This window comes from Vibrio rarus (assembly GCF_024347075.1).
Lineage (GTDB): Bacteria > Pseudomonadota > Gammaproteobacteria > Enterobacterales > Vibrionaceae > Vibrio > Vibrio rarus.
In genome coordinates this window covers 2213460-2225529 of record NZ_AP024900.1, presented here as the reverse complement: position 1 = coordinate 2225529, position 12070 = coordinate 2213460, and the positions used below count along the sequence as shown (strand labels likewise).

General features: G+C 43.5%; 13 protein-coding genes. 10 read left to right on the top strand and 3 right to left on the bottom strand.

Annotation, left to right across the window (positions count from 1 at the left end):
• Positions 1-76: 76 nt before the first annotated feature.
• Complete coding sequence (locus OCU56_RS10120; RefSeq protein ID WP_261873110.1) at positions 77-1114, bottom strand: porin; 1038 nt, start codon at positions 1112-1114, stop codon at positions 77-79.
• 492 nt (positions 1115-1606) lie between these two features.
• Here OCU56_RS10120 and greA point away from each other — a divergent pair, with 492 nt between their 5' ends.
• Positions 1607-2080: a transcription elongation factor GreA gene (greA, locus tag OCU56_RS10115; protein WP_261873109.1), complete on the top strand. Its 474-nt coding sequence runs from the start codon at positions 1607-1609 to the stop codon at positions 2078-2080.
• A 70-nt stretch (positions 2081-2150) separates the two neighbouring features.
• On the opposite strand, the gene yhbY is transcribed toward greA, so the two are convergent.
• A complete protein-coding gene (gene yhbY, locus OCU56_RS10110; RefSeq protein ID WP_261873108.1) occupies positions 2151-2447 on the bottom strand; it encodes a ribosome assembly RNA-binding protein YhbY in 297 nt (98 codons plus the stop codon).
• A 131-nt stretch (positions 2448-2578) separates the two neighbouring features.
• On the opposite strand from yhbY, the gene rlmE reads away from it, so the two are divergent.
• The 4 genes from rlmE to glmM all read left to right on the top strand — a co-directional run bounded on the left by rlmE (position 2579) and on the right by glmM (position 7530).
• Positions 2579-3208 carry a 23S rRNA (uridine(2552)-2'-O)-methyltransferase RlmE gene (gene rlmE / locus OCU56_RS10105; protein WP_261873107.1) on the top strand — a complete coding sequence of 210 codons (630 nt, stop codon included), beginning with the start codon at positions 2579-2581 and terminating at the stop codon, positions 3206-3208.
• 108 nt (positions 3209-3316) lie between these two features.
• Positions 3317-5254 (top strand): ATP-dependent zinc metalloprotease FtsH, encoded by a 1938-nt coding sequence (gene ftsH / locus OCU56_RS10100; protein WP_261873106.1) that lies wholly within the window; start codon positions 3317-3319, stop codon positions 5252-5254.
• 91 nt (positions 5255-5345) lie between these two features.
• On the top strand, positions 5346-6176 hold the full coding sequence (gene folP, locus OCU56_RS10095) for a dihydropteroate synthase (RefSeq protein ID WP_261874808.1): 831 nt from the start codon (positions 5346-5348) through the stop codon (positions 6174-6176).
• 16 nt (positions 6177-6192) lie between these two features.
• Complete coding sequence (glmM, locus tag OCU56_RS10090) at positions 6193-7530, top strand: phosphoglucosamine mutase (RefSeq protein ID WP_261873105.1); 1338 nt, start codon at positions 6193-6195, stop codon at positions 7528-7530.
• A 164-nt stretch (positions 7531-7694) separates the two neighbouring features.
• Here glmM and suhB read toward each other — a convergent pair whose 3' ends face one another.
• Positions 7695-8498 (bottom strand): inositol-1-monophosphatase, encoded by an 804-nt coding sequence (suhB, locus tag OCU56_RS10085; protein ID WP_261873104.1) that lies wholly within the window; start codon positions 8496-8498, stop codon positions 7695-7697.
• A 153-nt stretch (positions 8499-8651) separates the two neighbouring features.
• Here suhB and trmJ point away from each other — a divergent pair, with 153 nt between their 5' ends.
• From trmJ to iscA, 5 genes are all read left to right on the top strand, one after another.
• Positions 8652-9383, top strand: coding sequence for a tRNA (cytosine(32)/uridine(32)-2'-O)-methyltransferase TrmJ (trmJ, locus tag OCU56_RS10080; protein ID WP_261873103.1), 732 nt, complete (start codon positions 8652-8654; stop codon positions 9381-9383).
• A 112-nt stretch (positions 9384-9495) separates the two neighbouring features.
• On the top strand, positions 9496-9999 hold the full coding sequence (gene iscR / locus OCU56_RS10075; protein ID WP_261873102.1) for a Fe-S cluster assembly transcriptional regulator IscR: 504 nt from the start codon (positions 9496-9498) through the stop codon (positions 9997-9999).
• A 27-nt stretch (positions 10000-10026) separates the two neighbouring features.
• Positions 10027-11241 (top strand): IscS subfamily cysteine desulfurase, encoded by a 1215-nt coding sequence (locus OCU56_RS10070; protein ID WP_261873101.1) that lies wholly within the window; start codon positions 10027-10029, stop codon positions 11239-11241.
• Between the two features lie 33 nt (positions 11242-11274).
• A complete protein-coding gene (iscU, locus tag OCU56_RS10065) occupies positions 11275-11658 on the top strand; it encodes a Fe-S cluster assembly scaffold IscU (RefSeq protein ID WP_261873100.1) in 384 nt (127 codons plus the stop codon).
• 48 nt (positions 11659-11706) lie between these two features.
• Positions 11707-12030, top strand: a complete 324-nt coding sequence (gene iscA, locus OCU56_RS10060) for an iron-sulfur cluster assembly protein IscA (protein ID WP_261873099.1) — start codon at positions 11707-11709, stop codon at positions 12028-12030.
• Positions 12031-12070 lie beyond the last annotated feature (40 nt).

The following is a 12070-nucleotide window of genomic DNA, read 5'->3' as shown; positions in this document are numbered from 1 at the left end:
TAAACAAAAACACCTGCCAATAGGCAGGTGTTTTAATAGCAAGTTGTGTAGTCAGGCTATTATAGTTTTTCTACCATTATAGGTAGTAACGAACACCAAGGTTCCACATGTCGTTTTCTTCTTTGTTTAGGTCAGAACCAAGGTCTAGTTGGTAACCAGCAAAGCCAACGAATGTAGGAGTAATGTTATACTCGGCTTGGAATGCCATTTGGCTGTATACAGTACCATCTACAACTTTCTTGTCATTGCTTTGAAGAGTTTCGTAGTTAATAGATAGGTTTAGGCTGTTAGCGAAGGCGTATGCAACGATAAACTCCATGCCGTTAGAGTCATCTAATACATCAGCAGTGCTAGCATTAGTATTGTAGTTAGTTGTTCCGTTCATGTATTCGTTGATAGTGTAAACGCCTGCAACGTAAACTCCGTCACCGTATGAACCGTATTTAGCTGAAAGTGCGTGAGAAGTAGCATCTTCTTTGCTAGTTAGACCGTCGGTACGATCACCTGCAGTGTATGCATAACCAACCATGAAGTCAGCGAAGTTTACACCGATAGCTACTTGGCCACGGTTGTCGAAGCCAGCAGTTGCACCGTCTTGTAGACCTAGGCCACCAAAGATAGATAGGTTGTCATTTAGTTGGAAATCGTTACGGTAAGAAACCATGTTTTCTGCACGGCCAGTACCTAGCGCGCCATGGTTGTCGTATAGGAAGTCATTGGCAAATGCGATAGGCATATCAGTAACACCAGCAACATCGTAGTACGGAGCCCACTGCGTACCCGCTACAGCACGACCGTATACGTCGTGAGATACACCAATGTAACCAAGACGAGTAGTGAATGAATTTTCGCCACCGTCAAGGTAGTTAAGTGACCATTCACCTTTAGCATCAGCTGTAAAACCATTACCTAGGTCTTGTGTAGCATTGAAGTTAATACGTGGTGAGTTAGAGATAAGATCAGTACCACCAACATCAGAGTTACCTTTAGCACTTATCGCAACGTGACCACCGATAGAGAAAGTAGATCCATCTTGGTTGTATAATTCAACGGCTGATGCTTGAGTGGCACATGCAGCTGCTGCTACTGCTAGAGCAATAATTTTCTTATTCATTTCCAAATCCTTGATTGTATTTGTCCAATAAAAATTGATGAGACATACCCTACATCCTAAACAAAGCCTTGGTCAAGATCTTGGTTAAGTTGTTGTAATGTAAGGCGTTTCACCTATAAAAGGGCTGAGTTTCGGTGAAGATTTAATCTAAAACATGCAACTAATGGAAGTAAAATTATATAAATGAATGGAACTTTTTTAGGTTAATTGTTGTCTACGGGGTGCTAAATGCCTTAAAACAGTAAGTTACAGTGGTTGTACTTCTGGTCTTATCTGTCACAGCCTTGATGAAAATTTAGATTTATTTTGTCAAAGAAGTGGGTTTTTTATCAGTAGTGCTCATAGGTAAGTGAGGGGTAGAGCCATCAATTTAAGGTGAAAGTGAACGAGTTTTTCGGTACAATTAGGGCATTATTGTCAGTTAATTACCTATTAAGTTTGTTACTTGATAGGCTTTTATTGTCCTAAATTTACAGGACAAAGAGGTTTATTATGGAAAAAGTACCAATGACTGTTCGTGGTGAGCAGCAATTAAAAACAGAACTAGAAAGATTGCTAAAACTACGTCCTCTTATTTCTAAAGCGATTGCCGAAGCTCGCGAATTAGGCGACCTTAAAGAAAATGCTGAGTACCATGCGGCGCGTGAAGAGCAAGGTATTTGTGAAGCGCAAATTCGTGATATTGAATACAAGTTATCTGTTGCTCAGGTGATTGATGTCACTAAAATGGAAAATAGCGGCAAGGTCATTTTTGGCACAACAGTGACACTTATTGATGTGGATACAGAAGAAGAGTTTAAGTATCAAATCGTTGGTGAAGATGAGGCGGAAATTAAACTAGGTCGCATCTCTGTAAGCTCACCCATTGCGCGTGGTTTGATCGGTAAACTTGAAGGTGACGAAGTCACTATCACCACTCCTGGTGGCGTAAAAGACTACGAAATTGATCAAGTAGAATATCTATAGTTTAATTGGCTTAGCGATAGCAAAAAGGCTGCATTAGCAGCCTTTTTTAGTACGATAAATCGAAGTCACTTTATTTACGAGGGAGTTCGATTTTACGTTGCTCTGATTGGCGGTACATGACCAGTGTTTTACCAATAGTCTGTACTTTTTCTGCGCCGGTTTCACGGATGATAGCATCAATGATAAGGTTTTTTGTGTCACGATCTTCAGATGCAACTTTAACCTTGATCAACTCGTGATGATCCAGTGCAATTTCAATCTCCGCTAGAACAGCCTCAGTAAGTCCATTTGCGCCCATTAGCACAACCGGTTTTAGCGGGTGCGCTAGGCCTTTTAGATGCTGCTTTTGTTTGGTGCTTAAGTTCATATCGCGGCCAATTTCTTTTATGTAAGGGTTGAAAAATCCTATTTTAACGTCATATAGGTCTCAAGACTATACTTTATCCATGAAACGGGGATATTAGGCTAATTGCCTACTCCAAACACGTTGGAAATTGCATGAGCAAACAAAAGCATTCGGCCAGTTCGGGTCGATGGTTAAAAGAGCATTTTGATGATAAGTACGCAAATGAAGCTCGTAAAAAAGGCTATCGTTCACGGGCTTATTTCAAAATGGAAGAAATTCATACCAAGGATAAACTGTTCACAGCAGGGATGACGGTCGTGGATTTGGGGGCAGCCCCTGGTGGTTGGTCTCAGTACGCTGCGAAAATAGTTGGTGACAATGGACAAATAATTGCGTGTGATTTGTTGCCTATGGACCCCATTGCTGGTGTAAGCTTCTTACAGGGGGATTTTAGGGAAGATAGCGTGCTAGAAGCATTGCTTGAACGCATTCAGCCAAGTATGGTGGATGTGGTTATGTCTGATATGGCTCCTAATATTGCTGGCAATAACTCCGTAGACCAACCAAGAGCGATGTATTTAGTTGAATTAGCACTTGATATGTGTCGACAAGTTCTAGCTACCAATGGTAGTTTTGTTGTTAAAGTGTTTCAGGGGGAAGGTTTTGATCAGTACGTTAAAGATGTACGCGAAATGTTCAAAACAGTGAAAGTCCGTAAACCTGATTCTTCTAGAGCTCGCTCTCGTGAAGTGTTCATTGTAGCAACTGGTTACAAAGGCTAATCGAACTTCAAGCACGAGAAAGCTGTTACATTCTGGCTACAGCATAAAAACTGTAGTAATCTACTTTTAATTACAATTAGTTATCGAGAGGCTTACACCTTGAGTGACATGGCAAAAAATCTAATTCTGTGGCTAGTGATAGCTGTAGTGCTAATGTCCGTTTTCCAGAGCTTTGGCCCTGGAGACAGTAACGGAAAATCAGTGGACTATACCACTTTTGTACAGGAAGTTGGCCAAGGTCAAATTCGTGAAGCAAAAATCAATGACAAAGAAATTGTCTTCTACCGCAACGATAACTCACGTAATGTGACTTATATGCCAGTGTATGACACTAAGCTTCTTGATGATTTGATCAATAAAAACGTGAAAGTAAGTGGTACCCCACCAGAAGAGCAAAGTCTTCTAGGGACTATCTTTATTTCATGGTTCCCTATGATTCTACTGATTGGTGTGTGGATTTTCTTCATGCGTCAAATGCAAGGCGGCGGCGGCAAAGGCGCTATGTCTTTCGGTAAATCTAAAGCTCGTATGATGAGTGAAGAACAGATCAAAACACTTTTCTCTGACGTTGCTGGCTGTGATGAAGCAAAAGAAGATGTAAAAGAGCTAGTGGATTACTTGCGTGACCCAAGCCGATTCCAAAAGTTGGGTGGTAAGATCCCAACAGGTGTTCTGCTAGTCGGTCCTCCTGGTACAGGTAAAACTTTGCTTGCTAAGGCGATTGCCGGTGAAGCAAAAGTACCGTTCTTTACTATTTCTGGTTCTGACTTTGTTGAAATGTTTGTGGGTGTGGGTGCATCTCGTGTGCGTGACATGTTCGAACAAGCTAAGAAAGCCGCTCCTTGTATCATCTTCATTGATGAAATCGATGCTGTAGGTCGTCAACGTGGCGCAGGTGTAGGTGGTGGTCACGATGAGCGTGAACAAACATTGAACCAAATGCTGGTTGAGATGGATGGCTTTGAAGGTAATGAAGGTATTATCGTTATTGCCGCAACCAACCGTCCTGACGTATTGGACCCTGCATTATTGCGTCCAGGTCGTTTTGACCGCCAAGTCGTTGTTGGTCTTCCTGATGTTCGTGGTCGTGAGCAAATTCTTAAAGTGCACATGCGTAAAGTGCCTTTAGCAAACGATGTGGAACCATCATTAATTGCTCGTGGTACACCGGGGTTCTCTGGTGCTGACCTTGCTAACCTAGTTAACGAAGCCGCTCTATTTGCCGCTCGCGGTAACAAGCGCAACGTATCAATGGTTGAATTTGAGCAAGCAAAAGACAAAATCATGATGGGTGCGGAACGTCGCTCAATGGTAATGACCGATGACATCAAAGAGTCAACGGCTTATCACGAAGCCGGTCACGCCATTATAGGTCGCTTAGTTCCAGAGCACGATCCTGTGTATAAAGTGTCTATTATCCCACGTGGCCGTGCGCTAGGTGTGACCATGTACTTGCCAGAACAAGATCGCGTAAGCATGAACCGTCGTCACCTTGAATCAATGATTTCAAGCCTCTACGGTGGCCGTCTTGCTGAAGAACTTATCTACGGTAAAGAGAGAGTGTCTACGGGTGCTTCGAACGATATCGAACGTGCTACTGATATTGCTCGTAAGATGGTGACTCAGTGGGGCTTCTCTGAAAAACTTGGACCGCTTCTTTATGCTGAAGAAGAGGGCGAAGTCTTCTTAGGTCGTAGCGTGACTCAGACCAAACATATGTCAGATGACACTGCAAAACTGATTGATGATGAAATTCGTCAAATCATTGACCGCAACTACGCTCGTGCTCGTCAAATTCTTGAAGAGAACATGGATATCATGCACTCAATGAAAGATGCATTGATGAAGTACGAAACAATCGATGCTGGTCAAATTGATGACCTCATGGAGCGTAAATCTGATATTAGAGAACCTGCCGGCTGGGGAGAACAACCAACCCGATCTGCTGAGGAATCTAAACCTGCTCCAAGTAAGCCTGAAGCGAAAGCGGAACCTGAAAAGACAGAACAATCTACATCAGAATCAACTGATAAAGATTCAGAATAACTCATATGATAATAAACCCCGAGAGCTCTCGGGGTTTTTCTATATTTGCCCCTAGCAAACCCCTTTGAATAATCTAAAACTCGTTAACGCTATGATTTTACATCACGGAACCAAACAGCTCGATCTGACTACGCCTCAAGTTATGGGCATCCTTAACGTTACTCCTGACTCTTTCTCCGATGGTGGGAAATTTAACCGTATTGAAGATGCCTTAGTTCAAGCTCGATTAATGATCGCAGCAGGAGCAAGTATCATTGATATTGGTGGGGAGTCTACGCGTCCGGGAGCTCCAAAAGTGACGTTGGCACAGGAGCTTGAGCGGGTAATCCCAGTGATTAAAGCTCTGCGCGCAGAATCGGATGTATGGATCTCTATAGATACCAGTAAAGCTGAGGTGATGCGTCAAGCCACGGCAGCAGGAGCGGATATCATTAATGATGTACGAGCGCTTCGTGAACCTGAGGCTTTGCAGGTCGCCGCGGTATCTGGGGTGCCCATTTGTTTGATGCACATGCAAGGGCAGCCTAGAACCATGCAAGCTCATCCTCAGTACCATGATCTCTTGTCTGATGTGGCATCGTTTTTAGAAGAGCGTATTGACGCTTGCGCAAAAGTCGGAATTGCGCGGGACAAATTAATACTTGATCCTGGCTTTGGATTTGGTAAAACACTTGAACATAACTACCATTTATTACAACACCTAGAACAGTTTCATCGCTTTGATATGCCTATCTTGGCAGGGATGTCTAGAAAGTCGATGGTATTTAAGCTACTCAATAAAGCCCCTGCGGATTGTGTATCCGCAAGTGTCGCATGTGCGGTAATTGCCGCGCAAAAAGGCGCACAAATTATTAGAGCACATGATGTAGATGAAACGGTAGATGCCGTGCGAGTCGTGAGCTTTATGAACTCATTAAAATAAGAACTAGGAATTTAACATGTCTAAAAGACGCTATTTTGGTACCGACGGTATTCGAGGAAAAGTGGGTCAGTACCCGATCACTCCTGATTTTGCATTAAAGTTAGGTTGGGCTGCAGGTCGCGTGCTAGCTAAACAAGGCACCAAAAAAGTTATCATAGGTAAAGACACTCGTATTTCTGGCTATATGTTGGAGTCTGCACTTGAAGCAGGACTGGCTGCAGCCGGTTTGAAAGCTTCATTTACGGGACCAATGCCAACGCCTGCTGTCGCTTACTTAACGCAAACATTCCGCGCAGAAGCGGGCATTGTGATTTCGGCTTCTCATAACCCATATTACGATAACGGAATTAAGTTCTTCTCCTCTGAAGGTTCAAAACTGGCGGATGAAGTTGAACTTGCGATTGAAGCTGAACTGGATAAAGAGATTGAATGTGTTGAGTCGGCATTACTCGGTAAAGCCTCACGCATGAATGACGCTGCTGGCCGTTATATCGAATTTTGTAAAAGCACATTTCCACACTCTGCTAATTTATCCACATTAAAAATTGTCATTGATTGTGCCCATGGCGCAACGTATCACATTGCGCCTAATGTATTTAAAGAGCTCGGTGCAGAGTTAGTATTAATTGGTTGTGAGCCAAACGGCTTAAACATCAATGAACAAGTCGGCGCTACCGATGTACGCGCACTACAGGCTAAAGTCGTTGAAGAAAAAGCAGATTTAGGCCTAGCATTTGATGGCGACGGTGACCGTATTATTATGGTTGATCACCTAGGTAACAAAGTAGATGGTGACCAAATTGCCTACATTATTGCCCGTGATGCGTTACGTCGTGGCGAACTAAAAGGTGGCGTGGTAGGGACCTTAATGACCAACCTAGGAATGGAAAACGGCCTTAAGCAGTTGGGTATTCCATTTTCTCGCGCGGCAGTCGGTGATCGCTATGTAATGGAACAGCTGAAAGAAAAAGGCTGGAGCATTGGTGCAGAAAACTCAGGTCACGTGATCCTATTAGATAAAGTCACAACCGGTGATGCCATTGTTGCCGCGTTACAAGTGTTGGCGTCTATTGTGGATAGTGGCATGAATCTGTATGACCTTTCTCAAGGCATGACCCTATACCCACAAGAGCTGATCAATGTTCGCTTTAGCGGCGCAACGGATCCAATGCAACTGGATATAGTGAAAGAGTCTGTGGCTCAAGCAGAGCAAGAGCTAGGGGATAAAGGCCGCGTATTGCTACGTAAATCAGGCACAGAGCCACTGATTCGTGTGATGGTTGAAGGGGAAGATGGTGAGCTAGTATTGACACTGGCGAATCGTATTGCTGATACTGTACGCGAAAATTGCTAATTATTGCATACCAATTGCAGCCACTGAGTTGCAATAGCCTAGTTGAAATAGCTGGTGTCAAAACCAGCTAGACCGAGCGGTTACTTGTTACGATTTGGTATGAGCGCTACAAAAAAAATGGCCATCAAATGATGGCCGTTTTTGTATATTTTGATAAAGGTGGCTTATTTAAGCATGCCTTCATTAGCGTGTTCACGAATGTGACGAAGAATATTCTTAACACCACGTGCGCTTGAACCAACAACATTACCAGACTTAAGGTAGTCAGTGCCACCAGCAAAGTCAGTTAGGATGGCGCCTGCTTCACGAGCGATAAGCTCGCCTGCTGCCATATCCCAAGGTTTTAGGCCTAGCTCGAAGTAACCGTCAACGCGGTTAGCTGCAAGGTAGCAAAGATCAAGAGCTGCAGAACCTGTGCGACGGAAGTCAGCCACTTCGGTAAATAGAGAGCTCATGATATTGAAGTAAGATTCAGAGTGTTGTTTTTGCTTGTAAGGGAAACCAGTAGCAAGAATAGTACCTTGAAGATCTTTAAGTTGCTTAACACGAATACGAGAGTTGTTTAGCTGAGCGCCAGAACCACGTTGTGCGGTGAACAGTTCGTTAAGCATAGGGTCGTATACACACGCCACTTCAGTACGGCCATTGATGCGAACAGCAATAGAAACAGAAAAGTGAGGGATACCTTTAACGAAGTTAGTGGTGCCATCCAGTGGGTCAATGATCCATTGAACTGCGTCATCTTTACCTACTGTTAAACCAGACTCTTCAGCAATGATGCTGTGGTCAGGGTATGAAGATTTAATGGTATCGATAATCAAATATTCTGCTTCTTGATCTATGTTAGTCACAAAATCATTTGTGCCTTTTAACGTAGTTTCAATTTTGTCAGTAGTTTCTAGAGATTTCGCAATATGATTGCCTGCTTTTCGCGCAGCGCGAATAGCGATATTTAGCATAGGATGCATAATTTACCCAACGGATGTTAAAGAACGAAAGCGGGGCGAGTATAAGCAAGTTCGATGGAAAAGGGAAGTGGTTATTTTTTGCACGAGCGTTTTTTTATTCCCATAAGGGTCTGTGATACTATGCGTCGATTGTAATAAATTGAGGTAGGTTTGATGTTAGAGAACGTCAAAGTGGTATTGGTGGGAACCTCTCACCCTGGAAATATTGGCTCTGCGGCAAGAGCGATGAAGGTTATGGGACTCAAGCAACTCGTCTTGGTTGATCCCCAATGTGAGATTGACGATCAAACTATGGCCTTGGCCGCAGGTGCGGATGATGTGGTGAGTAATGCTCAAGTATTTTCCAACATGCAAGAGGCCGTGGCTGATTGTGCGTTAGTGGTTGGCTCGAGTGCACGTTCACGCACATTAAACTGGCCAATGTTAGAACCACGAGAGTGTGGGGTTAAGTTTGTTCAAGAGGGGAGTAGTGCACCGGTTGCTTTAGTGTTTGGTCGCGAAAGAACCGGTTTGACCAATGACGAGTTACAGCTTTGCCAATATCACGTTGCCATACCTGCTAACCCTGAATACAGCTCACTAAACCTTGCGATGGCGGTGCAAACCCTCTGTTATGAAATAAGAATGGCCTTTCTTGAAAGTGATAAAGCACAGTACCCACAAGGTGAGCCCGTTGAATACTCAAGACATAATGAGCTAGAAATGTTTTATCAACACCTTGAAAATGTGCTAGTTGATACCCAGTTTATTGAGAAGGACAAGCCTAATCAGGTTATGAATAAGCTGCGAAGACTCTTTAGTCGCGCTCGTCCAGAAGTACAAGAAATCAATATTTTACGTGGCGTATTAACGGCAATACAAAGACAAAATACGCATAAAAAATAGCCACATAACCATTGCGGTTAAATACTTGAGTAAATTGGTCAAATAAATACTTGACCGTTTTTGTCGGGTATGGGAAACTTTTGCCTAACAAAGCAATTGGAAAGAGTGTGATATGAAGCTTACATCGAAAGGAAGATATGCCGTAACCGCCATGCTTGATGTAGCATTGCATTCTCAGTCTGGCCCAGTACCTCTGGCTGAAATTTCAGAACGCCAGGGGATTTCGCTTTCTTATTTAGAGCAATTATTTTCAAAGCTGCGTAAAGCAGGCTTGGTTGCTAGTGTTCGAGGCCCTGGTGGCGGTTATAACCTAGGTAAAGATGCACAATTGATTGCCATTGGCACCATTATCTCGGCAGTTGACGAATCTGTTGAGGCCACTCGATGCAATGGCAAAGCCAACTGTCAAGGTGGCGCACGCTGTCTTACCCATACGTTATGGCGAGACTTAAGTTCTCGAATCAGTGATTTTTTAAACAACATCACCTTAGGTGAGTTGATGATGGACAATGAAGTTTTAGAGATTTCCGGACGCCAAGATATGGAGCTTGCTTCCAGTCATGGGTTTAGCTCTAAATCGATAGCTGAAGCCATCGGTATCAATGTCCGCTCATAGAGCAAACAGTTTTACTTGGAGTAAATAATGAAACTGCCAATTTATTTAGACTACTCAGCAACTAGCCCTGTAGATGAACGTGTTGCCGAGAAAATGGTCCAGTATATGACTATGGATGGCACCTTTGGTAATCCAGCTTCGCGTTCACATCGCTTTGGTTGGCAAGCTGAAGAAGCAGTGGACAATGCTCGTGGAAACATTGCGGATTTATTGAATGCCGATCCTCGTGAAATCGTCTTTACTTCCGGTGCAACAGAGTCCGATAACCTAGCAATTAAAGGTGCTGCTCATTTCTACTCAAAGAAAGGCAAGCACGTTATTACTTGTAAGACAGAACACAAAGCGGTTCTTGACCCATGTCGTCAACTAGAACGCGAAGGTTTTGAGGTGACTTACCTTGAGCCAGAAGCTAACGGCATTATCGACTTAAATAAACTGCAACAAGCGATACGTGAAGACACGATTTTAGTTTCTATTATGCATGTGAATAACGAAATTGGCGTGATTCAAGATATCACTTCAATTGGCGAAATGTGTCGTGAACGTAAAATCATCTTCCATGTAGATGCAGCGCAGTCAGCAGGCAAATTGCCGATTGATGTTCAAGAAATGAAAGTAGACCTTATTTCTCTTTCAGCACATAAGATCTACGGCCCTAAAGGTATTGGTGCACTTTACGTGCGTCGTAAACCGCGTATTCGTCTTGAAGCACAAATGCACGGTGGCGGTCACGAACGTGGTTTCCGCTCCGGTACGTTACCTACTCACCAAATTGTTGGTATGGGCGAAGCATTCCGTATTGCAAAACTGGATATGGAAAAAGATTATCAACACGCTTTAAATCTACGTAACCGTTTAATGGATGCGATTAAAGATTTGGAAGCGGTAACTGTCAATGGTGACTTTGAGCAACGCGTTCCTCACAACTTGAATGTGAGCTTTGCATTTGTTGAAGGTGAATCATTATTAATGTCTTTAAAAGACCTTGCGGTTTCTTCAGGTTCTGCATGTACATCTGCGAGCCTTGAGCCATCGTACGTACTTCGTGCATTAGGCTTAAATGATGAGCTTGCACACAGTTCAGTACGCTTCTCTTTTGGTCGTTATACCACAGAGGAAGATATTGATTATGCGGCTGAGCAAGTTCGCACAGCGGTAACGAAATTACGCGACATGTCGCCACTTTGGGACATGTACAAGGAAGGTATTGATCTGGACACCGTTGAGTGGGCACATCACTAGTTCCACGGAAGTAGAGAGTAAGAGGACTATATTATGGCTTACAGCGAAAAAGTAATTGACCACTACGAAAACCCACGCAATGTTGGATCTTTTGATAAAGACGATGCCAATGTAGGTAGCGGAATGGTAGGTGCACCAGCGTGTGGTGACGTAATGAAACTGCAAATCAAGGTGACCCCAGAGGGCATCATTGAAGATGCAAAATTTAAAACCTACGGTTGTGGTAGCGCCATTGCTTCTAGCTCCCTCGTCACAGAGTGGGTAAAAGGCAAAACGGTGGATGAAGCAGCCGCAATCAAAAACTCTGAAATTGCAGAAGAACTAGAACTGCCACCAGTTAAGGTGCATTGCTCTATTCTTGCGGAAGACGCGATTAAAGCGGCAGTATCAGATTACAAGAAAAAACATCAAGAGTAATAATTAGTTAGAGGGGCTTGTCCCCTCATTGGTAATAAAGGTTGTAGTATGGCCATCTCAATGACACAAACCGCGGCAGACCGCGTTAGAGCATTCCTAGACAGTCGTGGTAAAGGCATCGGCTTACGTTTGGGTGTGAAAACAACCGGCTGTTCAGGTATGGCGTATGTGCTTGAATTCGTAGATGAAGTGAACGATGAAGACAGTATTTTCGAGCTGCAAGGCGTGAAAGTAATCATCGATGCCAAGAGCCTTGTATACCTTGATGGTACAGAACTAGATTACGTTAAAGAAGGTCTTAACGAAGGGTTTGAGTTCAACAACCCGAACGCTAAGAGCGAGTGTGGTTGTGGCGAGAGCTTCAACGTTTAATTAGTGAATTAAGATTTGGGTTAGGCTTAACTCAAATCTT